Origin of the sequence: Peribacillus frigoritolerans (assembly GCF_040250305.1) — a bacterium.
GTDB lineage: Bacteria > Bacillota > Bacilli > Bacillales > DSM-1321 > Peribacillus.
On sequence record NZ_CP158190.1, the window covers coordinates 1,596,728 to 1,621,727 of the forward strand.

General features: G+C 41.2%; 28 protein-coding genes. 21 read left to right on the forward strand and 7 right to left on the reverse strand.

Annotated features, from left to right (window positions below):
* Positions 1-117 precede the first annotated feature (117 nt).
* The 5 genes from ABOA58_RS07895 (at position 118) to ABOA58_RS07915 (ending at position 4,534) form a co-directional block, all read left to right on the forward strand.
* The gene (locus tag ABOA58_RS07895; protein WP_034314127.1) at positions 118-384 is read left to right on the forward strand and encodes a phosphocarrier protein HPr; all 267 of its coding nucleotides are present in this window, start codon (positions 118-120) and stop codon (positions 382-384) included.
* Positions 384-2,102, forward strand: a complete 1,719-nt coding sequence (gene ptsP / locus ABOA58_RS07900) for a phosphoenolpyruvate--protein phosphotransferase (RefSeq protein ID WP_350301889.1) — start codon at positions 384-386, stop codon at positions 2,100-2,102. Before ABOA58_RS07895 ends, ptsP begins: the two co-directional genes overlap by 1 nt.
* A 308-nt stretch (positions 2,103-2,410) precedes the next feature.
* Complete coding sequence (locus ABOA58_RS07905; RefSeq protein ID WP_350301890.1) at positions 2,411-3,196, forward strand: SDR family oxidoreductase; 786 nt, start codon at positions 2,411-2,413, stop codon at positions 3,194-3,196.
* 38 nt (positions 3,197-3,234) lie between these two features.
* On the forward strand, positions 3,235-4,104 hold the full coding sequence (locus ABOA58_RS07910; protein ID WP_350301891.1) for an NAD(P)-dependent oxidoreductase: 870 nt from the start codon (positions 3,235-3,237) through the stop codon (positions 4,102-4,104).
* Between the two features lie 64 nt (positions 4,105-4,168).
* The gene (locus tag ABOA58_RS07915) at positions 4,169-4,534 is read left to right on the forward strand and encodes a hypothetical protein (protein ID WP_034314117.1); all 366 of its coding nucleotides are present in this window, start codon (positions 4,169-4,171) and stop codon (positions 4,532-4,534) included.
* A gap of 98 nt (positions 4,535-4,632) precedes the next feature.
* Here ABOA58_RS07915 and ABOA58_RS07920 read toward each other — a convergent pair whose 3' ends face one another.
* Positions 4,633-5,781: an aminotransferase A gene (locus tag ABOA58_RS07920; RefSeq protein ID WP_350301892.1), complete on the reverse strand. Its 1,149-nt coding sequence runs from the start codon at positions 5,779-5,781 to the stop codon at positions 4,633-4,635.
* A 157-nt stretch (positions 5,782-5,938) separates the two neighbouring features.
* Here ABOA58_RS07920 and corA point away from each other — a divergent pair, with 157 nt between their 5' ends.
* Both corA and ABOA58_RS07930 read left to right on the forward strand, forming a co-directional pair.
* Positions 5,939-6,913 (forward strand): magnesium/cobalt transporter CorA, encoded by a 975-nt coding sequence (gene corA, locus ABOA58_RS07925; RefSeq protein WP_350301893.1) that lies wholly within the window; start codon positions 5,939-5,941, stop codon positions 6,911-6,913.
* Positions 6,914-7,267: 354 nt separating this feature from the next.
* Complete coding sequence (locus ABOA58_RS07930) at positions 7,268-8,173, forward strand: chemotaxis protein (RefSeq protein ID WP_350301894.1); 906 nt, start codon at positions 7,268-7,270, stop codon at positions 8,171-8,173.
* A 53-nt stretch (positions 8,174-8,226) separates the two neighbouring features.
* Here the strand turns inward: ABOA58_RS07930 and ABOA58_RS07935 are convergent, their stop codons facing one another.
* Positions 8,227-8,733, reverse strand: a complete 507-nt coding sequence (locus ABOA58_RS07935; protein ID WP_350301895.1) for a YkyB family protein — start codon at positions 8,731-8,733, stop codon at positions 8,227-8,229.
* A gap of 290 nt (positions 8,734-9,023) precedes the next feature.
* Positions 9,024-9,389, reverse strand: a complete 366-nt coding sequence (locus ABOA58_RS07940; protein WP_350301896.1) for a hypothetical protein — start codon at positions 9,387-9,389, stop codon at positions 9,024-9,026.
* 117 nt (positions 9,390-9,506) lie between these two features.
* Between ABOA58_RS07940 and ABOA58_RS07945 the strand changes: the two genes are divergently transcribed.
* Together ABOA58_RS07945 and crcB are read left to right on the forward strand one after the other, a co-directional pair.
* Positions 9,507-9,887: a fluoride efflux transporter FluC gene (locus tag ABOA58_RS07945; protein WP_350301897.1), complete on the forward strand. Its 381-nt coding sequence runs from the start codon at positions 9,507-9,509 to the stop codon at positions 9,885-9,887.
* Positions 9,884-10,246 carry a fluoride efflux transporter CrcB gene (gene crcB, locus ABOA58_RS07950; protein WP_350301898.1) on the forward strand — a complete coding sequence of 121 codons (363 nt, stop codon included), beginning with the start codon at positions 9,884-9,886 and terminating at the stop codon, positions 10,244-10,246. The genes ABOA58_RS07945 and crcB overlap by 4 nt, the downstream gene beginning before the upstream one ends.
* Positions 10,247-10,416: 170 nt before the next feature.
* Here the strand turns inward: crcB and ABOA58_RS07955 are convergent, their stop codons facing one another.
* Positions 10,417-11,280, reverse strand: a complete 864-nt coding sequence (locus ABOA58_RS07955; RefSeq protein WP_350301899.1) for a metallophosphoesterase — start codon at positions 11,278-11,280, stop codon at positions 10,417-10,419.
* A 160-nt stretch (positions 11,281-11,440) separates the two neighbouring features.
* Here ABOA58_RS07955 and ABOA58_RS07960 point away from each other — a divergent pair, with 160 nt between their 5' ends.
* From ABOA58_RS07960 to ABOA58_RS07975, 4 genes are all read left to right on the forward strand, one after another.
* The gene (locus ABOA58_RS07960) at positions 11,441-13,300 is read left to right on the forward strand and encodes an SLC13 family permease (RefSeq protein WP_350301900.1); all 1,860 of its coding nucleotides are present in this window, start codon (positions 11,441-11,443) and stop codon (positions 13,298-13,300) included.
* Between the two features lie 197 nt (positions 13,301-13,497).
* Positions 13,498-14,703, forward strand: coding sequence for an EAL domain-containing protein (locus ABOA58_RS07965; RefSeq protein WP_350301901.1), 1,206 nt, complete (start codon positions 13,498-13,500; stop codon positions 14,701-14,703).
* Positions 14,704-14,777: 74 nt separating this feature from the next.
* Positions 14,778-15,005 carry a hypothetical protein gene (locus ABOA58_RS07970; RefSeq protein WP_137018849.1) on the forward strand — a complete coding sequence of 76 codons (228 nt, stop codon included), beginning with the start codon at positions 14,778-14,780 and terminating at the stop codon, positions 15,003-15,005.
* 181 nt (positions 15,006-15,186) lie between these two features.
* On the forward strand, positions 15,187-15,672 hold the full coding sequence (locus ABOA58_RS07975) for a DUF3993 domain-containing protein (protein WP_350301902.1): 486 nt from the start codon (positions 15,187-15,189) through the stop codon (positions 15,670-15,672).
* A gap of 91 nt (positions 15,673-15,763) precedes the next feature.
* Here ABOA58_RS07975 and ABOA58_RS07980 read toward each other — a convergent pair whose 3' ends face one another.
* Both ABOA58_RS07980 and ABOA58_RS07985 read right to left on the reverse strand, forming a co-directional pair.
* Positions 15,764-15,997, reverse strand: coding sequence for a glutaredoxin family protein (locus tag ABOA58_RS07980; RefSeq protein WP_350301903.1), 234 nt, complete (start codon positions 15,995-15,997; stop codon positions 15,764-15,766).
* Between the two features lie 91 nt (positions 15,998-16,088).
* Positions 16,089-17,048: an MBL fold metallo-hydrolase gene (locus ABOA58_RS07985; RefSeq protein ID WP_350301904.1), complete on the reverse strand. Its 960-nt coding sequence runs from the start codon at positions 17,046-17,048 to the stop codon at positions 16,089-16,091.
* 183 nt (positions 17,049-17,231) lie between these two features.
* Between ABOA58_RS07985 and ABOA58_RS07990 the strand changes: the two genes are divergently transcribed.
* The 4 genes from ABOA58_RS07990 to ABOA58_RS08005 all read left to right on the forward strand — a co-directional run bounded on the left by ABOA58_RS07990 (position 17,232) and on the right by ABOA58_RS08005 (position 19,934).
* On the forward strand, positions 17,232-17,471 hold the full coding sequence (locus ABOA58_RS07990; RefSeq protein ID WP_034314086.1) for a YkuJ family protein: 240 nt from the start codon (positions 17,232-17,234) through the stop codon (positions 17,469-17,471).
* A 115-nt stretch (positions 17,472-17,586) separates the two neighbouring features.
* Complete coding sequence (locus ABOA58_RS07995; RefSeq protein WP_089362373.1) at positions 17,587-17,733, forward strand: hypothetical protein; 147 nt, start codon at positions 17,587-17,589, stop codon at positions 17,731-17,733.
* 122 nt (positions 17,734-17,855) lie between these two features.
* Complete coding sequence (gene cbpB / locus ABOA58_RS08000; RefSeq protein WP_063232001.1) at positions 17,856-18,296, forward strand: cyclic-di-AMP-binding protein CbpB; 441 nt, start codon at positions 17,856-17,858, stop codon at positions 18,294-18,296.
* A 132-nt stretch (positions 18,297-18,428) separates the two neighbouring features.
* Entirely contained in the window at positions 18,429-19,934 is a 1,506-nt protein-coding gene (locus ABOA58_RS08005) for an MDR family MFS transporter (protein WP_434547770.1), read from the forward strand.
* A gap of 39 nt (positions 19,935-19,973) precedes the next feature.
* Here ABOA58_RS08005 and ABOA58_RS08010 read toward each other — a convergent pair whose 3' ends face one another.
* Complete coding sequence (locus ABOA58_RS08010; protein ID WP_350301906.1) at positions 19,974-20,711, reverse strand: sulfite exporter TauE/SafE family protein; 738 nt, start codon at positions 20,709-20,711, stop codon at positions 19,974-19,976.
* A 113-nt stretch (positions 20,712-20,824) separates the two neighbouring features.
* Here ABOA58_RS08010 and ABOA58_RS08015 point away from each other — a divergent pair, with 113 nt between their 5' ends.
* The 4 genes from ABOA58_RS08015 to ABOA58_RS08030 all read left to right on the forward strand — a co-directional run bounded on the left by ABOA58_RS08015 (position 20,825) and on the right by ABOA58_RS08030 (position 24,465).
* Positions 20,825-21,709 (forward strand): LysR family transcriptional regulator, encoded by an 885-nt coding sequence (locus ABOA58_RS08015; protein ID WP_063231999.1) that lies wholly within the window; start codon positions 20,825-20,827, stop codon positions 21,707-21,709.
* A 124-nt stretch (positions 21,710-21,833) separates the two neighbouring features.
* Positions 21,834-22,544: a 2,3,4,5-tetrahydropyridine-2,6-dicarboxylate N-acetyltransferase gene (gene dapD / locus ABOA58_RS08020; RefSeq protein ID WP_101224529.1), complete on the forward strand. Its 711-nt coding sequence runs from the start codon at positions 21,834-21,836 to the stop codon at positions 22,542-22,544.
* Between the two features lie 75 nt (positions 22,545-22,619).
* Positions 22,620-23,744 (forward strand): N-acetyldiaminopimelate deacetylase, encoded by a 1,125-nt coding sequence (locus tag ABOA58_RS08025; protein ID WP_137018995.1) that lies wholly within the window; start codon positions 22,620-22,622, stop codon positions 23,742-23,744.
* Between the two features lie 58 nt (positions 23,745-23,802).
* A complete protein-coding gene (locus ABOA58_RS08030; protein ID WP_284702805.1) occupies positions 23,803-24,465 on the forward strand; it encodes a potassium channel family protein in 663 nt (220 codons plus the stop codon).
* The last annotated feature ends 535 nt before the right edge of the window (positions 24,466-25,000 follow it).

A 25,000-nucleotide genomic window follows, 5' to 3' on the forward strand; every position in this document is an offset into this window, starting at 1 on the left:
TGATAATGCTATCCTGATAAGGAAAAGGGCATTTTTTTCGTTTCTTTCCTGATAGTATGAAGAAAACCCCTTACATAACCTATTTTTGTTAATTTATCTTAAAGGAGATTGATTTATATGGTAGAAAAAACATTTACAGTAACTGCAGAAACAGGAATTCACGCTCGTCCGGCTACATTGCTTGTACAAGCTGCAGGAAAATTTGATTCAGAAATAAACCTTGCTTATAAAGAGAAAAAAGTGAACCTTAAGTCCATTATGGGTGTAATGTCTCTAGGTATTGGCAAAGGGGCGGAAATTACGATTTCTGCTGAAGGAAGCGATGAAAATGATGCACTAAACACACTTGCTGAAACGTTGAACAGAGAAGGATTAGCAGAATAATGTCCACTTTGATTAGTGGAATAGCAGCTTCAAACGGAATAGCCATCGCTAAAGCCTACCGACTGACTGAGCCAGATTTATCGATTGAAAAAAGAAGCATAGAAGATGTCGGGGCTGAAATATCCCGTTTTAAGGAAGCTATTCAAAAGTCAACAAATGAATTGGAGATAATCAGGGATAAAGCCGAAAAGGATTTAGGGGCCGATAAAGCCGCTATCTTTGACGCACACCTGCTTGTTTTGGCTGATCCGGAACTTATCACTCCGATTCAGGATAAAATACAATCAGAAGGCGTCAACGCTGAATTTTCCTTAAATGAAACCGCAAGCATGTTCATTACGATGTTTGAACAAATGGATAATGAATACATGAAGGAACGTGCGGCGGATATCCGTGACGTCACGAAACGGGTGCTGTCACATCTTTTAGGTGTTCATATTCCAAATCCGAGCATGATTGCTGAAGAAGTGATCATCATTGCGGAGGATTTGACTCCATCCGATACAGCACAGTTGAATCCGGCATATGTTAAAGGATTTACGACCGATATCGGTGGACGTACATCCCATTCAGCCATTATGGCACGTTCATTGGAAATTCCAGCAGTCGTTGGAGCGAAGTCAGTGACCTCGTCCATTGAAAATGGTGACTTGGTCATAATTGACGGGTTAAAGGGTGAAGTTCACATCAACCCTACTCCTGAGCTCGTGAAACGCTACGAAGAGGAGCAGGAAGCCTATGCTATGCAAAAGGCTGAGTGGGCGAAATTGGTTCATGAACAAACCGTTACAAATGATGGCCATCATGTGGAATTGGCAGCCAATATTGGTACGCCGAAAGACCTTGAGGGTGTGCATCAAAACGGCGGTGAAGGCATCGGGTTATATCGTACGGAATTTCTTTATATGGGCAGAAATGACTTTCCAAGTGAAGAGGAACAGTTCGAGGCATACAAAGCGGTGCTGGAAGGAATGTCAGGTAAGCCTGTAGTCGTCAGAACGCTTGATATAGGCGGGGACAAGGAGTTGCCTTATTTAGAGCTTCCTAAGGAAATGAATCCTTTCCTTGGATACCGTGCGATTCGTCTTTGCTTAAATGAGCAGGAGATTTTCCGGACTCAGCTCCGTGCCCTGCTTCGTGCAAGCATTTACGGAGATTTGAAAATCATGTTCCCGATGATTGCCACGCTTGCTGAATTCCGCGAAGCTAAAGCTGTATTGGCTGAAGTTAGGCAGGAATTGCTTGATAATGGTGTTCAAGTTGCCGAAAAAATTGAAGTCGGAATCATGGTTGAAATCCCTTCAACTGCAGTGATGGCGGATATTTTTGCTAAGGAAGTCGATTTCTTCAGCATAGGCACTAATGACTTGATTCAGTATACGATGGCCGCTGACCGAATGAATGAGAGAGTATCCTATTTATATCAACCATACAATCCAGCGATATTACGCCTGGTTAAAATGGTCATAGATGCAGCTCATAAAGAAGGGAAATGGGCCGGAATGTGCGGGGAAATGGCTGGGGATGAAGTGGCCATACCGATATTGATCGGATTGGGGCTTGATGAATTCTCAATGAGTGCCACTTCGATTTTAAAAGCACGTTCTTTAATTAGCCAACTTTCACTTGAAGAGATGAAAAAACTATCTCAGGAAGTTTTAGAGCTGGATACGAATGATAATGTGAAAGAAGCGGTAGTTAACGCTTTGAAGAAATAAATAATTCAGGAAAAACGCACCCCATCCACAGAAACTTCGGATGGGGTGCTGTCCTGTAATTCTTGCATGATCATTTGAGAAAAAATGTTTATTGCTTCAAAATGGGGGTAAATAAAAAGCAAGCACAGTTGTTTAGCTCTATTAGGGCAGCTGACATTCTCATTTCCCCCTTTGACGCCGGTTGGTTTATCCAACCGGCTATTTTTTTGTAAATAAAAATCAAAATAATGATTATTCAGATTTTTCACTTTACGGTTATGACGATATAATGGAATTATGATTTTAAGAGAATGGAGGTTAAATATTATATGAAATTACATTTGGAAAAGAAAACTGCCTTGATTTTAGCTTCAAGTCAAGGTTTGGGGAAGGCTATGGCAGCTGAATTGGTTAAGGAAGGAGCAAATGTCATGCTGGCAAGCCGTGATGGTGAAAAGCTTGCCGCCGTACAAAGGGAATTATCGCAGCTTGGGACGGGTAAAGTTTCTTATAAGGTGACGGATATAACAAAAGCTGAAGATATTAAAAGCCTGGTTGGGCAAACTGCTGAGGAATTCGGCGGTATCGACATTCTTATTAATAACGCCGGAGGTCCTCCAGGGGGTTCATTTACAGATTTCAATGATGAAGAATGGCAACAATCCTTCGAACTTAATTTACTAAGTTTCATAAGGACGATTCGTGAAAGCTTGCCACATTTAAAAAAACAGGGCGGGAAAATCGTTAATATTGCTTCTTCATCCATTAAGGAACCGATTCCAGGATTGATATTATCGAATACATTCCGGACGGCAATCGTTGGATTGTCAAAGACGTTAGCTTCAGAATTAGCACCGGACCGGATTTTGATCAATACAGTCGGTCCAGGAAGAATCGCAACAGACCGGGTTCAGCACCTTGATGAAATGAATGCGGAGAAACAAGGCGTCACTCCTGAGGAGATGACTGAACAATCGATTAACAAAATCCCTCTTGGCCGTTATGGGGAACCCGAGGAATTTGCAAAGTTCGTCACTTTCCTTGTTTCAGGCGCTAATACATATTTAACGGGCCAGTCGTATTTAGTTGACGGAGGAATGATAAAGTCCATTTAAGGCTTTTTGAAACAAAAAGAGTGGGAGGAATCTGCAATATGCAAACGAACAAAGTGATCGGCTTCATAGGTTTAGGAGTTATGGGAAAAAGCATGGCCGCAAATCTTCTTAAGGCGGGATTTGAGGTGTTTGTTTATACAAGGACGAAAGATAAGGCAAGTGAACTGCTCTCACAGGGTGCGAAGTGGGCATCTGCACCAAAGGAAATTGCGCAGAGAGCAAATGTGATCATTTCCATGGTGGGATACCCTAGTGATGTGGAAGAAATCTATCTTGGGGAAAATGGGCTTATCGAGAACGTGAAACAAGGAACCCATTTAATCGATATGACGACATCCACTCCATCTTTGGCAGTGAAAATTGCAGAAGAAGCCAAGAAAAGGGGCATGGAATCATTGGATGCACCGGTTTCCGGAGGAGATATCGGTGCTCGTGATGCGAAGCTTACGATCATGGTCGGCGGGTCTAGTGAGGCATTTGAAGCTGTCCGGCCCATTTTTGATATCATTGGCAGCAATGTTGTCCATCAAGGCCCGGCTGGCTCAGGACAGCATACGAAAATGTGCAATCAAATCGCCATTGCATCCAATATGATCGGAGTGACAGAAGCGATTTCCTATGCCCAAAAGGCTGGGTTGGATCCGGACCGGGTTTTAAGGAGCATATCATCGGGCTCTGCCGGAAGCTGGTCACTGTCCAATCTTGTGCCGCGAATGGTTGAAGGGGATTTTGAACCTGGTTTTTATATCAAGCATTTTATCAAGGATATGAAGATTGCACTTGATGAAGCGGAAAGAATGGGAATGGACGCTCCTGGATTAAGCCTGAGCAAATCCCTATATGAAGGGCTGGCAGAAGCTGGCGAGGAAAATAGCGGTACACAAGCATTATATAAACATTATAATTAGTGCTAGCATATCTATATCATGAATAAGCTGATAGCGACAGCCTTTACAAAAAGGAGTGAAAGCTATGGGCGAATTCGATGATATCAATATGAAATTCCAGGAATTAGAAGATGGTCGATATATTGTAAGGATTGAAGGTTTTAAGCGAGAAAAAACCATTCATCAAACAAAGCCCATTCGTTGGGATCTGAAATTAATGAATGAAAGTCCGCTGATACTGCCGGTGAAATTCAGTCATATCGAAACGAATGCCGGTTTTCAGATCCTGATGCGCGAATTGAAGAGTTTAGGTTTTTCAAAGCCGCGCTCCGCAAAAGAATTTGAAGAAGTGATGGCTGATTTACTTGGGTCAATCGTTGAAGTGAGCCTTACCACGACAAATAAGGAAGAGGGTTATCGGGAAATTCGTTTCTTGCGGAGGTTGTATTAGTTGACTGACTTGGTGAGAAACCTTCGGTAGCATGACATCTTTGAAAATAGGAAAATGGCCTTCAATTGTTCATTCAATTGAAGGCCACTTTTTTTCGGTTATTTTATAGTTAAAAAAGCCTCAATACGGTCCAAAGCCGTTTCCAGGGTTTCCATGGAATATGCATAAGATATCCTGAAGTACCCTTCACCAAGGGGAGAGAATGCATCTCCAGGGACCACTGCCACTTTTTCCTGTTGAACAAGCTTAAGGCAAAAATCAAGCGAAGAGGCATAGCCTTCAGGCAGCTTTATAAAGAAGTAAAAGGCCCCGTTTGGTTTGACTACTTCCAGATTCATCGCTTGTAAGCGGCTGAATACGTATTCCCGTCTCCGTGCATACTCAGTCTTCATGGGGATTGCATCATCTCTGCCTGCCGTCAATGCTGCCAAGGCAGCTCTCTGCGATATGGAGGCGGCACAGGTCACATTGTATTGGTGAACCTTCAGGAGATGCTGAGAGATGGCTGCAGGCGCAAACAGAAGGCCGATTCTCCACCCGGTCATGGAATGGGACTTGGACAATCCGTTCAGGACGATGGTTTGTTCTTTTAAGAAAGTGGCAATCGAAACATGCTCCTGATCGAATACCAGTTCACTGTATATTTCATCAGCCAATATGAAGATGTCCTTGCCCCTAACAAGTTCGGCAATGTCCAGTAATTCTTCGGCAGATAATGTAACCCCGGTCGGATTCGATGGATAGGGCAGAACGATGCAACGAGTATGCTCAGTTATGTATTTTTCAAGTATATCTGCAGTCAAACGAAATCCATTTTTTGTTGTATCGGCATATACAGGTGTTGCCCCGCACATCTTAATGATGGGTTCGTATCCCGGGTATACCGGACCCGGTAATATTACTTCGTTTCCGGGGATGAGGATCGTCCGAAAGGTTATGTCTATGCCTTCGCTGGCACCAGAGGTCACTATCACTTCATTCGCCGGATCATAGTTAAGCTTGTATTTATCCTTTACATAAGTTGAAGCGGCTTCCCGTAATTCCAAATAGCCCGCATTGTGAGTATAAACGGTATAGTCATTATCGATGGCTTGTTTTGCCGCTTCTTTAATATGCATCGGAGTTGGAAAGTCAGGCTGTCCTATCGTTAAGGAAATGGTGCCTTCGATATCAGCGACCATATTGTAGAATTTACGGATTCCTGATATTTTAACGTCTTTTACTAGAGGGTTTATTAAATGTTCCATCTATGAATATCCTCCCTTTTCTAACTATATGAATTATGTACTATGTTTGACTCATTCATTCTATTTTATCATTTAGTTTGGAGGGGGGAGAAAAATTTTTGAGATTAATGAATTAAAGGTATAATGTATGATAAGAACATTTTGAGGGTTGATACATATGATAAGGACTTGCGCAATAACTTCTAATCATGAAGTCAGTTTTGATTTACCGCTAACCGAAATGAATAATCCGGATATCGAGTGGTACTGGGTGGATTTTTCCAACCCGACAAACAAGGAAATCGAACTTTTAACCAATCATTTTCACTTTCATCCGCTGGCAATTGAAGACTGTCTGGATGATTTTAACCAACGTCCCAAAATGGATTTTTATGAGGGCTACCAATTTCTTGTGATACATGCTTTAAGGGAGAAGGTATTTAAAGCAGTGGAATTGGATATGTTTGTTGGTGAAAAATGGATAGTCAGTTTTCATAAGGAAGAGATGCTTGAACTGGAAAAAGTATGGGAAGAAATTGCTGGTAATAAAATGTTGAAGCAAAGTCCCTTTTTCTTGATGCATAGGATAATTGACAGGATCGTCGATGAATTTTTCCCGCCTGTTTATAAAATTGAAAGCGAATTGGGCGGCATTGAGGAAAATACTGAAAATGACACGATTAACGAATTGATGGATCAGCTTTTCGATTTACGTACAGATATGTCCAGGCTCCGTCGGACCATATTGCCGATGCGTGATTTATTGTACAGAATGATTTCATCAGAGCGTCTGAATTACTTGAAAGATCAGCACCTTTATTTTAATGATGTGTACGATCATCTTCTTAAATTGACTGAAATGCTTGAATCGTATCGAGATTTTTCATCCGATATCCGAGATAGCTATTTGTCTGTGAACTCTAATAATATGAATTCAACGATGATGACATTGACTGTCATCACTACCATTTTCATGCCGCTGACCTTCATAGTGGGCGTATATGGGATGAATTTTGAATATATGCCGGAATTAGATTGGCATTATGGCTATTTCCTCATTCTTGGAATGATGGGCGGAATTGCCTTGATGATGTTTTTATTCTTTGTTAAAAAAGGTTGGCTCAATCCAAAGAAAAGGTCGCGAAGGAGATGAAAGACCCAACTGACCTGCTATTTTAAGTGGGTTTGGAAGGGCGGCAAGGCGTCATTTGGCTGATCGCCCAATCATGGAGGGGTTTTATCGAAGAGACAGCCTTACGGGCGATATGATGGCCGGAATGGCAGTGGTGAAAAATGAGCTTGGAAAAAGGGGACTCTGATGGGTCCCTTTTTAGTTTGGCATTAATAAATAATCCCTTCTTGATTCTTTTTTTAGCTGTGCTCTAAACAAAAGAAATATTTAACCGAATTATTAGGTATGAGTTCATTGATGAAACCATGATATTTCCCTAGCGGTTAAATGATTTATGGATTATGAAATGAAAAAGCAGAAGGGCGAGATGAAACAATGGAAGCAAATAAAGGAATATTACTTGAAAGTGGAACGAATGAGCTTGAGATAGTGGAATTCGGTCTCGGAAAGAATAAATTCGGCATTAACGTAATTAAGGTGAAGGAAATCATCAATCCTGTCCCCATCACGCTTGTCCCGCATTCGCATCCAAATGTGGAGGGGATCATTGAGCTTCGCGGAGAAGTCCTGCCAGTTGTGAATGTGGCGGATGCTTTAGGATTTTCGCCATCTGAAACTCCTGAGCAGGATAAATTCATAGTGGCTGAATTCAATCAGCAAAAAGTGGTTTTCCATGTACATACCGTAACACAGATCCACCGTATTTCCTGGTCACAAATCGAAAAGCCTTCGGATATGTATCAAGGCCTTGAAAGTCAGATTATCGGAGTAATAAAATTAAATAGTGAAATGTTGCTGTTACTCGATTTTGAAAAAATAGTGGTCGAAATCAATCCAGAATCAGGAATAAACATCCAACAGGTTAAAAAGCTTGGTATCCGGCAAAATTCAGACAAGAGGATCCTGATCGCAGAAGATTCTCCATTACTGAGAAAGCTGCTGTTTGATACATTGTCAGAAGCTGGATTCAAGTACTTGGAGTTTTATGAAAATGGACTTGATGCATTTAATTATCTGGAGAATTTAATTGAATCAGGAAAAGTGGTTGAAGAAGAAGTGCAACTGGTGATTACCGATATTGAGATGCCTCAAATGGATGGGCATCATTTGACTAGAAGAATAAAGGAAAACGGGGAACTCGCTGGATTGCCGGTGATTATTTTCTCTTCTTTGATTACGGACAGCCTGCGTCATAAAGGTCAGGTCGTAGGGGCTGACGCACAAATCAGCAAGCCAGAAATTGCAGAGCTAATAAAGTTGATAGACAGATTGGTATTATGAATGTGAAACGGGCCTGTGAGCATTACCTCACGGCCCGTTTGGTTTATCAATGATTAATACTTGGAACCTTTTCCTAAAAAGGAGGATGGGAATGGATTGTGGAAAGGTTGCTTGACCGACCCACGCCCGTGAGCCCTTTTCACGTTGTTGGGAGGGTTCGGTTGTTTTTCACCTGCTTGTCCAACGTAAGATTGCAGGATCTGTTTTGCCTTGGATAATGACAATGCGGCTTTAGGGTTCCGTATGGAGGCTGCCCGGCTGCCGAGGTGGGGTAGTTTTTTCAAATCTTCCTTAGTGGGAGGTAAATGAAAAACATATGATCCGCATTCGACAATGACGTCGGATTGTTGTGCTGCAAAGCGAGGGTTATCAGAGAAATGAAGTCCAATCTTCTTCGCTTTTCCTTCTTGCATAAGCTTGCTTAATGCGAGCCGTTTTAAATTATATAAATTTTTGGGCTCCAATGCAGTCTTTGCATGTTTATTGACAATAAACACGGCTTGGGCAATGGAGTTAATCGAAAACTCATCCCTTTCAGAATGTCCTTTCGTTTGGTTCATCATGGAAACTCCTTTTCTTAATAAGGTTAGAAGGACGTTACAAACAGACGTCCTTCAATCAAAACCTGTTCTTATATATTGGTTGAAATAGAGACGTGTGTGCAACCAGGCAGAAACAGTGAAAAAACAATGCATGTACATCTCTAGGGTATGACCATCATTTCCTAACACTTTACCATCTATTCATTTTCATATTATACCACTTCAAAATATATAGGGAAGTAAAATTCAATCTGACGGCTTTTGGTCCAAGAAAAAGAAGGCGTTCAATGTCGCCTTCTGTGCAAACCTTATCGAGTGTATATATTGATATTTTCGGATACCCCAGCCTGTGCGCCGAATTGTTGTTGCTGGTAACCCTGAAAGCCTTGATAAGCAGGATAAGCTGGATAAGCAGGGTAAGGAGGGTAAGCGGGCGGGTATGGGGGAGGATATGGAGGATATGCAGGATAGACAGGTGGACGGTTATTGAATAGCAACGGTCCAATTGCCAATCCTGCAACAAAAGCTACAGGTGCCAATAGAGGAAAGAAAGGAAAGAAGCGCTCGTCATTCCAATTTTCAGGTCCATATTCATTCCCATATGCATTTCTGTATTCGTTCTGTAGCATCAGGGTTTGTGGATAGTGGTAGTAAGGAAAATACTGTGTTTGCATAATTAGCCTCCTTTTCTCAAATTCTTTACATAGTATGGTTTTTTTAAAGAAAAGAGCCTGTTTCATCTTAATCTGTTATAATGAGTCTACTTATGAGAAATATTCGGGGGGACCTTAATGGATCGATTTAAAAGCATTTTTGCAGTCGGTTTTGGAGGAGCGGCAGGAGCGATATTGCGATATTGCATAATCTTGACTGCTGGCCATTCCATCTTTCCGTTTGGAACCCTATTGATAAATATAGTAGGCAGCTTTTTGATTGGAATGATCAATGGCTATTTCGCCTCGAAAAAGAAGTCGCTTGTTTTTTTAGCGCTGGGCAGCGGGTTTTGCGGCGGCTTCACCACGATGTCCACATTTTCCCAAGAAATGGTGAATCTACTGCAGACTTCTCTGCCAATGGCGGGACTGTATCTTGGAGCTACGCTTTTATTTGGTTTGGTCGCTTGTTTCCTCGGACTGGGCCTTTTTAATAGACAAAGAGGTGACTCCCTTTGATTGAGGTTCTTTCAGTTTTTATAGGAGGCTTTTTTGGGGCGGCCTCTAGATATGTCTTGCAGATTATTTTTAATAGGCTATTGCCAGCGGTCTCTATACCCATTAGCATTTTACTGATTAACCTTATAGGTTCCTTTGGGCTGGGAATGGTGTTTCCGCAAAAAGAGAGCTGGGCTTTATCTTTGCAGGTTTTTCTGGCGATAGGTTTCCTGGGTGCTTTTACGACCTTTTCGACATTCAGTATGGAAACGCTTGAACTTATTAGAAAACACCGTTATATAGATAGCCTTATCTATATAACGGTGTCTGTTTTAGGGTGTATCGGCACTTTCCTGTGTGGCTATTTAAGTATGGTATAACCTTTATGGCATTACCTTTGATACTGGTAAAAAAAACCTGGTTTTCTCGGATATACTTCTAATGCTATAATTCATAGGAGTCCATTACAAATGATACATGGCAACAAGTTGTTTTATCCGCACAGGTTTTGTTAATAAGTCTGGCTGTTTTCCCCTGTGTTCTTTTTCTATCATTTTTCGGTTTGTAGCTCGTAAACAGTCAACTCTGGACGTGAAAGAAAACGATAGGGGAGACGGGTAGTGCCAAGCCCTCTATTAACATGTAACGTTAATGAATCGATTTCATATGTGCCTTCCCGGTACTTTTCAGCGTATGGAGGAGTTACAAGGGCACCGGCAAACGGAATTTGTACTTGGCCTCCATGACTGTGACCGCTAATTTGATACTGGATGTCGTAAGTCCTTGATATGTCGGCAAGGTCAGGGGCATGTGAAAGCATAATGGTGAATACTCCTTCCGGGATGCCGGAAAGGGCTTTTTCAAAATCCGGCTTTCCTAGCATGGCATCATCAACCCCGGCAATGATTATTTCTTCAGCCGTCAATAAGGTTATCTTAGCTGAGGTATTCTGCAACATGGTAAAATGGGATTTTTCCATGATATCGCTGTAAATTTCTGAGCCATATCCCCCATGATCATGGTTACCGTAGATGCTGAACTTTCCAAGCGGCGCTTTGAGCTGATTCAAAACAAGAGGGATTTTCTGGTGAGCCTTGTATTTATTAGGCTGGTCCATTAAATCTCCGGTAAATAAAATAACATCAGGGTCCAGTTGGTTTATCTTATTGACAATTGCTTGTAAATCTTTAAGCTGAAATTGAAAGCCTAAATGCGTATCACTGAATTGGACCATTTTCATGCCATGAAAACCTTTTGGGATAAGCGGATGGCTGATAATTTTATGCTTGGTTTCTAACCATTTCGGCTCCAAATTATGGGCATAATAGTTTCCGCCAATACCTAAACCGGTTAAGGTAGCCAATGTACCAAGACTTTTCTTTAAAAATGTTCTTCTTGATATGGGTTTATTCAAATTAATCAACCTATCTAATATAAAAATGTTACTTCCTCATACTAACAAACAATATACATAAATTGAAGAAAATATCTTCTATAATCCTATGAAAAACATGTAAACTGGGGTTTGATGAAACCGTATCCGGTTTGAAATTGAACATCTATACGGAGGTAACATGATGACCGAACCAATGTTTATTACACTGATTATACTTCTATGCGCGATTGCGCTTTTTATACAAGGAAAATTTCGAGCTGATTTAATTGCACTTAGTGCACTATCCATACTGGGTTTATTGGGGATTCTTACATTGGATGAACTGGTGGCCGGGTTTGCGAATCAAGTGGTCATCATGCTGGCAGGGCTATTCATCGTCGGTGCCGGCCTGTTAAATACAGGAATCGTGGAAAAGGCAGGAAATAAGTTGTTAGGTTTATGTGGGGGCAGTGAATGGAAATCGCTGCTTATCGTCATGCTGACTGCAGGAATATTAAGTGCATTTTTAAGTGGAACAGGAATTGTTTCCATACTGCTTCCGCTGGTTATGAGCATGGCCTTACAACAAAAAACAAGTCCGACAAGGTATTTATTGCCCCTTGCCTACGCAAGCAGTATTGGGGGGCTATTAACACTTACCGGTACTCCCTCCAATATGATCGTTGCTGATGTATTTAGGCAAAACGGAATAGGGACTTTAGAATTTTTTGACTTTACACCTGTTGGCTTAATCGCCTTTGCGGCAGGGTTATTCTTCATGTTGACACTCGGGCGCCTGTTGCTTCCCGAGAAAACGATTGCCGCGAACAACAGTGTCAAGGGACTGTCGGCAGGGGAGCTTGCCGGCATGTACAAAGTATATGACCGATTGCATTATCTGCATATACCCGCTACTTCCGATATTGTTGGAGAAAGGCTGTCAGACCTCCAGCTTCCTATTCAGTATGAATTGACTTTGATTGAAATCCAGCGGAAGCCAAAGGACAAGCAATTGCCACTGCTGCAAAGACAGCTGACGATTTCAGCCAGGGCGGATGAAGTTCTTCATCCTGAAGATGTCATTTTGGTGTTTGGAGAAGAAGAAGCAGTCGAGAGGTTGGCACTTAACTATGAACTGGAGTTTAAACATTTCAATACCGAACAAATAAAGAAACATTTTCTTAGCAGTAGATTTGGATTGACAGAAATATTGATCGTCCCGAATTCGGATTATGAAAATCAAACCTTGATAGATGTGCATTTTCGTGAGAAATACCAATGTAATGTGCTGGCAATCAATCGGAATGGCGAATATATTCAAGCGGATGTCGGAACGGAACGCTTGAAACCGGGTGATGCAATCCTGATACATGGAGAATGGGAGAACATTGAGAGGATTTCCTCGGATTTACAGGATGTCATCGTTATTGGAAGTACCTCGGAAGATGGCTCTCCGGTTCACTCCAGGGGCAAAGCATGGATCGCCTTGGGAATCACTGCATTGATGGTCATTCTTTTATCGATGGAGTCCGTACCTGCTGTACTATCAGTATTGACGGCAGCATTGTTGATGGTGATCACTGGCTGTGTCCGTTCGATGGAGGATGCTTACCAAAAGATTAACTGGGAACCTGTTCTCTTGATTGCTGCCATGTTCGGAATAACGGCTGCTTTGGATAATACGGGTGGAGTGAGAATGATAAGTGATTGGCTGACCGTTTTATTCAGTAATATCGGGGCACACGGCATATTGGCGGTCTTTTACCTCCTGACACTGCTACTGAGCCAATTCATCCCGTATGGAGCCGCCACGGTAATCATGACGCCCATTGCCCTGACATCTGCGGTGAATCAAGGAATCGATCCGCTTCCTGTGTTTCTATGCCTTGCCGTTGCTGGCAGTTTGGCGTTATCCACTCCAAGGGTTGCCACTACCAACGCGCTTGTCATGACGGCGGGTGATTACAAGCATAAAGATTTTATCATAATCGGGATTTCCATACAGATCTTCATTGGTGTTATCATGGTGATCACGATTCCGTGGTTCTTCCCTTTTTGATCAGACTTAAGGCATTGTTCCATTATGGACAATGCCTTTTCAATTTATTTTTTTCAAATGGATAGGATGAACGGGTATTTTAATGTTCTGAAAAAAGAGTTGTTCAGTAGGAATTAAAATTATTTATTATCAATGCCAGAAACTAATGGTATAATTTTGGCATATTGGTGTTTTCGTAATTAGGGGGAAGATGCATCATGGATACAGAAAAGATATTAAAGAATTTAGACAAGGTGACACCATTCTTTCAACCGATTTTCAGTGCAGATCAACATCAGGTAATCGGGTATGAAATTCTAGGGCGCTATGAGGAACAAGCGGAATATAAAAGCCTTGGCCCTTTTTTTCACGATTCTGCAGTGCCGGAAGAGTATAGGGTGGAAGTGGATAATTACGTACTTGAAATTGCCTTGGAGAGAATAAAAGACTATGGTGAAGATTTTCTTATCTTTATCAACAGAGATCCTAATTTGCTTATGCTGGATCATGGCGAAGAATTCATGGAGATTTTACATCGTCATTTTCAACCGGAGGAAATGCACCGGATCGTGCTGGAATTATCAGACACGATCAGTCCGGATAACTTAGATCCTTTGCAGCATGTGCTTGCTTACTTTAAAACATATGGGATTAAGATAGCTTTAGATCATTTAGGGCAAGATACGCAATTGGACCGAATCGCACAGATTTCTCCGAATATTTTAAAAGTTAACCTGGACCAGCTTCGCATTTCAGGTGGAGATGCCTATCAGGTCATCCTGTTTTCTCTAAGCATGCTTGCACGGAAAATCGGCGCCAATTTACTATTTGAGAACATTGAATCCGAATACCAGCTTCGCTTTGCATGGAAGAATGGGGGGCGATATTATCAAGGGTATTTTTTGGCGAAACCGGAAGGCGAGTTCATTAATAAAGATTTACTTCGTGAAAAATTCCATCAAGAATGTCAGTCTTTCATTTCTTTAGAGACCAAGAAGCTTGAAGCCGTTTATCAAAAGACTTTGCAATTCAACGAGAATATGCAAAACTTCTTAAAACAGCAAAAGCGGGCCAGCTCCCATGAAGAGTTTCTCGGAGTTTTGGCGAAAAAGTTGGATTCCGTATGTTTTCGGCTTTATATTTGTGATGAAGAGGGGTATCAAAAATCTCCCAATATCCTCCATAAGGACGGGCAATGGTTAGTCCAACCGAGCTATATGAATAAAAATTGGAGCTGGAGACCTTATTTTCTCGAAAATATCGTAAAGATGCGTAATGGGAAAACAGGAATACTATCCGATTTATACAGTGATATCGAAACGGGAGAAACCATTCGGACCTTTTCATATCCCCTGAATAATAAGGAATACATATTCTGTGATCTTTCTTATAGTTATTTATATGAAAATGAAGCACTATTATAAAAAACGATTCATGAATATAATCGCTTTAAATGTGTAACGATAAGCAGAAATGATGCGCTTGGAGGAGACATATTTTGAGCACGTACATCTGGATTCTAATCATAATCGTTACAGTCATGGCGTTATATCTGCTCTTTTATACTTATTCTGTGGCAAGGGCACAGAAAGTGAAAGCCAGATATGATTCGACTATCGATGATTCAGTTAAAGAACATCCTTATTTAAAGAACCCGATATTCGTTTCTCTTTTAGTTGGGACGATTTTGGTTGCCGGTTTTATTTTTTACTATGCTTTTCGATAGCTGTAAGAAGAAGATTTCAATATCATGAAATCTTCTTTTTTATTGTGAAGAATGGGCAATGATTTCAAGGTCTAACGGAGAATGTGATTTTGTAGTTTGGCTTTGATCTGGACGGGTATTGAAAGACATGGGCAAAAATCCGAATCATTAGGAGAAATTCTATAACTAGGAGATGATTGTAATGAGTAAATATTTAGTTGCATGTCTTGCCAGTATCCTTCTAATTTTAAGTGGGGGATTCACTGCTTCAGCGGAGGGCTTACATAGAGAGGAAGTGCTATCCTTAGTACAGGATGCCATGGAGAATCAAGGCTCGATCAGTGAGGAAGTACGTACTAAGGAAGCGATTGAAGGGAAGTTGGATAAACATTTCACAGATGATTTCATCGAGAAGTTCGTCCAAGCGAATGTAGTGAAAGTTGATGGCGGTTATACCGCATTTGGATCAGATTTCGCTCCATATTATATCCCATTTTTCAGCTACGACAAAAATACGGAAATTAAATATGCCAAAAACGGTGATTTCATTTATGTTCAGGAGGAATTCCAGGACACAGGGGACGGACCTGTATCGATGGAAAAACATGTTGAATCAGTTACTTTGAAAAAGGAAAATGGAGTTTGGAAGATAATGGACGTAAAGTATGGAAGTAAAAAAATGAAATAAGGGATTTAGAGGAAAGTCCTAAAAAGCTGAAAAGTATGGAGGCTGAAATGAAAAAGTCCAAGGAAGGTTACAGCCTTCCCTGGACTTTTTGTTATATATTCAGTTCTTTCTTTATTTCGTCCAATTCAAAACCAATAATGGCTTTCCCATCGATGACGACCGTCGGTGTGGAATAGGCGCCATATTTATTCATTAGTTCTTTTCGTGCATGTCCATCCGCTTTAATATCTTTTTCTTTGTATACGACATTATTATCATCAAAGAACATTTTCATGATTTTGCAGGGAGGGCAATCAGGTTGGGTATAGAGCGTAACGTCTTTCATTTCATTCCTCCATATATGCTTTAGTAAGGTTCACTTTTTCATTATAGAGAATGCCACGACATTTGAATAGGGATAAACCTTAAGGATCCTTTTACCGATCTTTCTCCTGTTTTACAAGATAGTCTATCAATCCCATGGAACAAACGTTCAGGTCCATGGCAATGATATCAAAAACTGGATGATCAGCGGTGATTCCTTTTTCGCCTAAATGAACAGCGACTTCCGTGAAAATATTTTTACTGGTTGCTGCCACTTGATCCTCGAAGCTAGCATATTCCCTATATGCCATTTTGGCAGTCTCCACAAATTTAGGCAGCCAGTAATGAAGTTGTTTATATACTTCCTTAGGGTTTTCCGATACGCCGTAATGGCCAAAATATATACGTTCGACGCCGATGCTTTCATACAAATCCGCTGCAGCAAGCATCGCACCGGGATTAAATTGGTTCGGCGATGTGGACGGTAAGTAAAATTCCAAACCTTCATCATCGAGTTCACGATAATAGATGCCTACGGTGTCACCTGAAAACATCCCTTTTGAAACTGAATCGAAAATGCTTAAATGATGGTTTGCGTGTCCTGGCGTGTCATAAAAGGTCAACTTGGAATTTTCACTTGTTTTTAGCGATTCGCTATCATGTTTAGTCAGGATTCTATCTAATGGAATAGGTAATATCGGATCGAAAAGCTTGTTGAATTCTTCACCATAGACTGCTTTAGCCCCAGCGATCAAACGTGTTGGATCTTCTAGATGCCGTGCGCCTTTTGGGTGAACGATCACTTTCGCATTCGGACAATGCTGTAAAAAAAGTCCAGCTCCGCCTGCATGGTCCAAATGAATATGGGTAAGAATGATATATGTAATATCTTCGAGGGCGATTCCCAAATGTTCGAGCCCCTTCATTAAGTGGGGGATGGAAGGGCTGGCAGAAGTTTCGACTAAGGTGATGTCTTCATCGGCAATTACATATGTTCCTGTACGATCTCTTCTATCCAAATCAAAACCATCAATCAATGAAATGCGATATCCAAGCTCACTAATGTTTTGCAACAGTATCTACCCCCAGAAAATTTTTCATGTACAAAATCCATTCCTTATTTTATTCTGTTAATAGTGCCATGTAAAGAATGAAGTTTTAAATTATTCTGAATTTATTTCAGCGTGGCTACTGGATAGAAAAGTATGGTATAGTGAAACCTATCGAAAAGGTTTTATTCAGAAAGGAGAGGGAGTATGTCTCAATTACAGGGCATTCTTACCAGATTGAAAAGTCTTCAAGAGCAAGCGAAGGAATCTGAATCTGCTCAACGTTTTTTTGAAATAGATGGTGTGAAAAAGTGCCAGGTTACATATTTCAGCAAAACAGAAATGTTCGAGCTTGAAGTATACAGTGATAAAGGGAAATCATCTAAATATCAATTCGATAATATTGATATGATTACCATTGAAATCTTTGATCTTCTTCAATCTTAAAAAAATCACAAAAAGCCGCCTTCCATTGGAAGCGGCTTTTTTATTGTGAACCGGTCAATTTTTACTTGAATGAAGTAGTGATTTTTACGACATCTTATTAATTGGAGGGATGTAAATGAAAAATCCAATGGTAATATGCCCGGTATGCGGTGAGGAAAGGGAAATGGAAAATGTATTAACGGCACAATCCAACCAAAATGTGATTTACCAATGCCCGGAATGCGGTTTTAAACAGGTTAACATCAAAACTAGTAAGGGCTAAGGGGCTATTGCTGAAATCCCGCCGTTTGGGATTTTATTGGTCTAGGAATGAGCCTTTTCTGCTTACATATGTTAAACTATAGAAAGAGCTGTATATAAAAACATATGGTAAGGGGTTTTAACATGATCGGTACTCATGATGGGGATTTATTGGAATCCAGCGTTAAAGACTTAATGATTTCTTCTGAACGCGTGGCCCACGTGCAGGTAACCAATAATTTAGAACATGCACTATTGGTATTAACAAAGAGCGGTTATACGGCCATTCCTGTGTTAGATCCGATGTATAAACTGCATGGTTTAATCAGCACACCAGTCATTCTTGATTCAATCTTGGGACTGGAACGAATTGAATTTGATAATCTTGAGAATAAAAAAGTTTCCGAAATAATGAATATAGAAATACCTCGCCTGCATATTGAAGATACATTGACCAAGGGTGTGGAATTGTTGATTGATCATCCGTTTGTCTGTGTAGAGAATGACGAACATGTATTTGAAGGGATCTTAACGAGAAGGGCAATCTTGAAAAAGGTATTTAAACAAAATACACCTGACAAATAAGCAAGGCATAAAATGATGATGGTTAACCTCAAGACTCGCCAGTTGGCGAGTTTTCTTGTTTTTTTACATATTCAATCCAGCTAGTGGTAAAGTCTATAAAAACAATTAAGGTCTAAGGGGAGGATGCGGGAATTGGGCCAAGCAGCGGATAGTGCAAAAGTGCAGAATGAAAAATTGAAACGTCCCTTCATATTAGCTGCCATTATGTTGGCTATGTTTATGAATGCTATTGAAGGAACGATCGTTTCGACGGCAATGCCAGCCATTGTAAGTGATTTAGGTGGTTTTTCACTTTACAGCTGGGTGTTTTCAAGTTATTTGCTAATGAACGCCGTAACAGTCTTGATTTATGGAAAGCTATCGGATATTCTCGGGAGAAAACCTGTCTTATTATTTGGAATCGTTGTCTTTTTAATTGGCTCCATTCTATGCGGCTTTGCCGATTCTATGACGGAACTCATCATTTATCGCTTTGTACAAGGATTCGGGGCGGGGGCTATAGCTCCTGTAGCTTCGACGATTGTTGGTGATATCTATAAAAATGAAGAGAGGGCCCGCGTTCAAGGGTATCTATCGAGCGTTTGGGGCATTTCAGCGGTCATGGGACCCGCTTTGGGCGGCGTCCTCGTTGAATCCCTGACTTGGAAGCTTGTCTTCTGGGTTAATGTTCCTTTGGGCTTATTATCTTTTATTGGGATTTGGTTTTTCCTTCATGAAAAAATCGAAAAGAAAAAACGTGATATCGACTACCTGGGTGCGGCGCTATTGACGTTATCCATATCCACTCTTATGGTGATACTCGTAGAAGGAGGAGTGAAATGGTCATGGGCTTCAGCTCCGGTCATATCCTTGGCATTAGTGGCCATCATCACCTTTATCTTATTCATCCTTCAGGAAAAGAAAGCGGCCGAACCGATGATGCCATTTGAAATTTGGCAGGAGCGTTCGATTCTGATTGCGAACCTTGTATCCCTGACGACAGGGGTGATGATGATTGGATTATCAAGTTTCCTCCCGACATTCGTTCAGGGCGTGATGGAGCGCTCGCCTACGGTAGCTGGTTTTACATTGACAGCCATGTCGATTGGCTGGCCGATCGCATCAATGGTCTCAGGCAGGTTATTGATAAAAATAGGATTCAAATCAACCTCACTCCTTGGAGGGTGCTCATTGGTCCTTGGGAGTTTGATCCTAGTATGGATGAAGCCGGAGGCTGGGCCCCTGATTGCTGCCATGGGATCATTCTTTGTCGGTGTAGGCATGGGGTTGACTTCTACCTCATTCATTGTCGTCATTCAAAAAACAGTCAGCTGGGAACGCAGGGGTATTGCGACAGCTTCCAATATGTTCATGCGTAATTTAGGTAATACGGTAGGTGCCGCATTACTTGGAGGAATCATGAATATGAGACTTCAAGCTTATTTGAACGAGCATGCGCCTGCCGGCTCGGGAGTGACGATAAATACGGCTAACAAACTGTTGAACAGTGAAGAACGCATGTCGCTTCCTGAAAATGTGGTGAAGGTTTTACAGGAAGGACTTACATTGTCACTGCAGACGATTTATCTCATCGTTCTAGTCTTCTCTATAATCAGCTTCCTGTTACTTACGAGACTAAGAAAGAATAAGAAGGCATAGGAAAAAAAGGCAGACTCTTTAAATGGAGTTTGCCTTTTTTTAAGGAAACGCGACTCTGATGATCAATTGAATCAATAATGCGATCGTGACCGAATGTAAAATGAATTTCAATTGTCGAGTGGAGATTTTTTGAGCCACCCGCAGTGCCAGTTGTGATCCGATCAGGGAACCGATCGTGTAATAAATGGCAATCTCCCAAGCAATGTTACCGGCAAGGAAATAGGTGATGAAAGCAGCTGTACAGCTAATGAAAGTTTGGAATCTAGTAAAAGCCAGAGATTGAAGGTAGGTGGCCCCATTTCTTAAAAAGGTATACATGAGCATGGTTGCCTGTCCCGGTCCGAACATTCCGTCATAGACACTGATTCCGAATAGGGATGGATAGACTTTTTTTGGGAGATGCCAATCCGTTTCATCGGAAGGTTTCGGTTTTTTTATGAAATTCATGATCAAAGCGACAGTCAAAAGACAGATGGCCAATAGATTCATCGCCTTTTCAGAGAATGAATTAGCAAGCAGCCCGCCACAAAAGCCACCGAAAAGGGCAAATGGGATTAACTGGAGGGCAGCCTTCAATTTTAACTGTTTCTTTTTGAGTAAAATATAAAAACTGGAAAAAGAAGAAAAGATATTGGAAAACTTGACTGAACCAATAACCTGGTGGATGGGTAAACCTATCAACAGAAGGGATGGCATGCCGATAAGACCGCCGCTCCCGGCCAATGTACCGACAAAAGATGCTGCAAAACTGATGGCAAGCAATACAATGATTGTCAAAGGATATCCACTCCGTTTCTTTTCTCTTGTATTATAAGCTGACTTTGTTGATAATAAAATTTAAATAAATTAATTCATCATGATAAGATTTGATTATCAAGAGGTTGGTGTGTATGTCATTTTCAGAATTTCATTTATTATCCGTGCTTGCTCAGGAAATGAATATGAGAAAAGCGGCTGAGCGGCTGTTCGTTTCCCAGCCGGCTTTATCTCAGCGTTTACAATCAATAGAAAAGGATTGGGGCTCGAAACTGTTTTTGCGTTCACAAAAAGGACTGTCACTGACGCCAGCAGGCGAAGCGGTAATTCGTTTGGCCAATGAAGTTATAGAAAAAGAAGAAAAGGTCAGGGAAAGTATTCAAGCTATGGACCATGAAGTATATGGCACTTTAAAAATAGCCTGCGCCTCGATTGTCGGTCAAAATTGGCTGCCGCAAGTATTGAAAAAGTTCGTCCAAAAATACCCGTATGCCAAAATTTCCTTGATCACTGGCTGGAGCAGTGAGATTTTAAAGTCTTTGTATGAAGGGCAAGTGCATATTGGAATCATAAGGGGAGCCCCGGATTGGAAAGGGGTAAAACAGCATTTATTCACGGATATGCTTTATTTGGTGGATACTGAAATGAAGGAACTGAATCAAGTATTCGAAACGGACCGGCCATTCATTCAGTTTAAAAGCGATTCGAATTATTACCAGGAAATCCAGGACTGGTGGCATCGGCAATTTAAAACGACACCAAAAAACACCATAGTCGTGGATCAAATCGAAACATGCAAACAAATGGTGTTTAATGGTATAGGATATGCGATCCTGCCAGCCATCACTTTACATGATAAAGATACTAATGTATTTAAAATCCCTTTACTGGATGGGCATAACCACTCAATCGAACGTGATACATGGCTTTGCGGCTATGAATCTGCCTTCCAGTTAAAGCAAGTCCAGGCATTCACGGAAGTGGTGAAAGAGCATATTCGCGACCAAGGAATGTTATAGGTCCGCCTACGAAAATGTCAATAGGGCAGAATAATATATAAGAGTGACATTCAACTTGTCTTGCCGGCTGTTGTCTGGTAAATTTAAAACGAGTAATGATACATATTTAGGAGGTTTACCCGGAATGAATAAAATGGATGCAAACGAAATTATTTCTTTTATCTCAAATAGTAAAAAATCTACACCTGTAAAGGTATATGTCAAAGGTGATTTAGAAGGCATGGATTTTGGTCCAACTTCTAAAACTTTCATTACAGGAAATACAGGGGTTGTATTCGGTGAGTGGTCTGAAGTCGAAGAAGCAATCAAGGCAGCAGGAACAAAAATCGAGGATTATGTAGTTGAAAATGATCGTCGTAACTCTGCCATTCCTTTATTGGACCTAAAAGGCATCAAAGCCCGTATCGAGCCTGGCGCAATAATTCGTGACCAAGTATCCATTGGAGACAACGCAGTCATCATGATGGGCGCATCAATCAATATTGGTTCTGTTATCGGTGAAGGTACAATGATCGACATGAACGCAATACTTGGCGGACGTGCAACAGTGGGCAAAAACTGTCACGTAGGTGCAGGTGCCGTTTTAGCAGGTGTCATCGAGCCTCCTTCCGCACAACCGGTCATTTTGGAAGATGATGTGTTAATCGGAGCCAATGCGGTCGTACTAGAAGGTGTCAAAATCGGTGAAGGTTCCGTTGTGGCGGCTGGTGCAGTTGTAACGAAAGACGTTCCTCCATACTCCGTGGCTGCTGGTATCCCGGCGAGGGTCATTAAACAAATTGACGAAAAAACAAAATCAAAAACAGAAATCATGCAAGAACTTCGTCAACTTTAATTTCTTTAGTGAATATTGCCTGAAGCGTGGATAAATATATCCACGCTTTCTGTATAGGGAGGGAATAATGTGAAAATAAATCCTTTTGCCGAGATCCGGCGTGATTTGCATCAAATACCGGAGATAGGATTCAAGGAATTCAAGACGCAGCAATACCTACTGAATTACATAACGAATCTTGCCCAGGAGCGAATGGAAATCGAAACTTGGCGGACTGGGATATTCGTGAAAGTGAAGGGAAGGAATCCGCGAAAAACTATTGGCTACCGGGCTGATATTGATGGTCTGCCGATAAAAGAGGAAACCGGATTGCCGTTCGCATCCAACCACGAGGAATATATGCATGCCTGCGGTCATGATTTTCATATGAGCATAGGATTGGGGTTATTGACATATTTCACTGAAAATCCGATTGATGATGACTTGCTATTCATCTTCCAGCCTGCAGAAGAGGGGCCTGGAGGAGCTGAACCAATGCTTAAATCGGAAACAATGAAAAAATGGAAGCCGGATATGATTCTTGCTTTACATATTGCTCCAGAGTATCCAGTTGGTACGATTGCCGTTAAAGAAGGGCTTCTATTTGCCAATACATCTGAATTATTCATCGATTTGAGGGGGAAAGGAGGGCATGCAGCCTATCCGCATGAAACAAATGACATGGTCATTGCGGCCTGCTCGCTTGTAGGGCAGCTGCAAACAATCGTTTCAAGGAATGTCAATCCACTTGATTCAGCTGTCATTACAGTTGGGAAGATTACTGGAGGCACCGTTCAAAACATTATTGCGGAGACAGCGCGGTTAGAAGGCACAATACGCACTCTTAACCCCGAATCGATGGTAAAGGTCAAGTCAAGAATAAAAGCGCTTGTGGATGGTATACAAGTGGGATATGAGTGCTTGGCTGATATCGACTATGGAGCGATGTATCACCAGGTATATAATGAAGAACGGTTGACCCGGGAATTCATGGAATTTACAGAGAAGTCAAATGCTGTTCATTTGCATTGTTGTACTGAAGCGATGACTGGTGAAGATTTTGGATATATGTTAAAAGAGATTCCAGGATTCATGTTCTGGCTGGGGGTTTCATCGGAATACGGATTACACCACGCCAAGTTAAGTCCTGATGAAAAAGCGATTGAACTCGCGATCAATCACTTAACGGAATATATAACGTTTAAAGGAAGCGAAGCGTAAAAATGCTTTTCAGTACAGAACATGCTCTAAAGAGCGAACGAATCACGTTGGAGGGCTTATTGTGAAAAAAGAATTTGCGGTGATTGGACTTGGCCGTTTTGGCGGCAGCATAGTCAGGACATTAGCTGAAGAAGGATTAGGGGTTCTGGCCATCGATGCTGACGAAGATCGAGTGAATGAATTTGCCAGGATAGCTTCACATGCAGTTGTAGGGGATACGACGGATGAAAATGTGCTGAGAAACATAGGTATTCGTAATTTTGATCACGTCATTGTAGCGATTGGCGAGAATATTCAAGCTAGTATATTGACGACCCTCATGCTTAAGGAATTGGGTGTCGGAAATGTAACGGTTAAAGCGCAAAATGATTATCATGAGAAGGTTCTTCGGAAAATCGGGGCCGACTTTGTCGTGCACCCCGAACGAGATATGGGAAGAAGGATTGCCCACAATATCGTCTCCAATAATATTCTCGATTATTTGGAGCTTTCTGATGAACACTCCATCGTCGAAATTGTTGCCAGCCAAAAGATGAATGGAAACTCGATATTTGACCTTGATATCCGTGCTCACTATGGGCTGAATATCGTCGCGATCAAAAGAGGGAACGAAATAAATGTCTCCCCACAGGCGAGCGATTTAATTCATAAAGGTGATATATTGATCGTCATCGGCGCGGATTCGGACATCAATCGCTTTGAAAAAAAAATTGTGGAATAAGCAAGCGTCCTGCTAAAATCGAGCAGTGCTTTTATCAAAGGAAAACAAAAAGGTTTCGGAATGGTCTCATTCCGAAACCTTTTTGTTTTTTAATTGGATTTGAAGTAGTTATAGAGAATAGCATGCATCGACATTTTTTTAATTCCCTTAAGTAGTCCTACGAAAACCATTCTTTTCTTTTACATCTGCGAGTACACGCAATATTGTTTCTTTGCGTTTCGCATATATAGATTCACATAATGACACAAATGATCTTTACTTTCTGTACACTGTGATAATAGTGAACAAGTGCACGAAAGGGTTTGGATGATTTGTACTCTCTATTTTGATTTATTTTTTCTTGAATGCGTACTTGATAGGCTCGTGTTTCGGGCACTGGCTTTCCACAGTGTGGAATCAACAAATACATGCTTCTTATCAGTTTACTTTCGGAAGCTTTCCATTAAGATGCGATAGAAAATCTATTCAAGCATCCTTATCACCTCAAGTTTTAATAATCCTTTTTTTAAACAAAAAAGACTGTAGGCAAAAGGAG

Coding starts and splice junctions, on each gene's coding strand:
- ABOA58_RS07895 (WP_034314127.1), top strand. CDS start 118: ATGGTAGAAAAAACATTTACAGTAACTGCAGAAACAGGAATTCACGCT.
- ptsP (WP_350301889.1), top strand. CDS start 384: ATGTCCACTTTGATTAGTGGAATAGCAGCTTCAAACGGAATAGCCATC.
- ABOA58_RS07905 (WP_350301890.1), top strand. CDS start 2,411: ATGAAATTACATTTGGAAAAGAAAACTGCCTTGATTTTAGCTTCAAGT.
- ABOA58_RS07910 (WP_350301891.1), top strand. CDS start 3,235: ATGCAAACGAACAAAGTGATCGGCTTCATAGGTTTAGGAGTTATGGGA.
- ABOA58_RS07915 (WP_034314117.1), top strand. CDS start 4,169: ATGGGCGAATTCGATGATATCAATATGAAATTCCAGGAATTAGAAGAT.
- ABOA58_RS07920 (WP_350301892.1), bottom strand. CDS start 5,781: ATGGAACATTTAATAAACCCTCTAGTAAAAGACGTTAAAATATCAGGA.
- corA (WP_350301893.1), top strand. CDS start 5,939: ATGATAAGGACTTGCGCAATAACTTCTAATCATGAAGTCAGTTTTGAT.
- ABOA58_RS07930 (WP_350301894.1), top strand. CDS start 7,268: ATGGAAGCAAATAAAGGAATATTACTTGAAAGTGGAACGAATGAGCTT.
- ABOA58_RS07935 (WP_350301895.1), bottom strand. CDS start 8,733: ATGAACCAAACGAAAGGACATTCTGAAAGGGATGAGTTTTCGATTAAC.
- ABOA58_RS07940 (WP_350301896.1), bottom strand. CDS start 9,389: ATGCAAACACAGTATTTTCCTTACTACCACTATCCACAAACCCTGATG.
- ABOA58_RS07945 (WP_350301897.1), top strand. CDS start 9,507: ATGGATCGATTTAAAAGCATTTTTGCAGTCGGTTTTGGAGGAGCGGCA.
- ABOA58_RS07960 (WP_350301900.1), top strand. CDS start 11,441: ATGATGACCGAACCAATGTTTATTACACTGATTATACTTCTATGCGCG.
- ABOA58_RS07965 (WP_350301901.1), top strand. CDS start 13,498: ATGGATACAGAAAAGATATTAAAGAATTTAGACAAGGTGACACCATTC.
- ABOA58_RS07975 (WP_350301902.1), top strand. CDS start 15,187: ATGAGTAAATATTTAGTTGCATGTCTTGCCAGTATCCTTCTAATTTTA.
- ABOA58_RS07980 (WP_350301903.1), bottom strand. CDS start 15,997: ATGAAAGACGTTACGCTCTATACCCAACCTGATTGCCCTCCCTGCAAA.
- ABOA58_RS07990 (WP_034314086.1), top strand. CDS start 17,232: ATGTCTCAATTACAGGGCATTCTTACCAGATTGAAAAGTCTTCAAGAG.
- ABOA58_RS07995 (WP_089362373.1), top strand. CDS start 17,587: ATGAAAAATCCAATGGTAATATGCCCGGTATGCGGTGAGGAAAGGGAA.
- cbpB (WP_063232001.1), top strand. CDS start 17,856: ATGATCGGTACTCATGATGGGGATTTATTGGAATCCAGCGTTAAAGAC.
- ABOA58_RS08015 (WP_063231999.1), top strand. CDS start 20,825: ATGTCATTTTCAGAATTTCATTTATTATCCGTGCTTGCTCAGGAAATG.
- dapD (WP_101224529.1), top strand. CDS start 21,834: ATGAATAAAATGGATGCAAACGAAATTATTTCTTTTATCTCAAATAGT.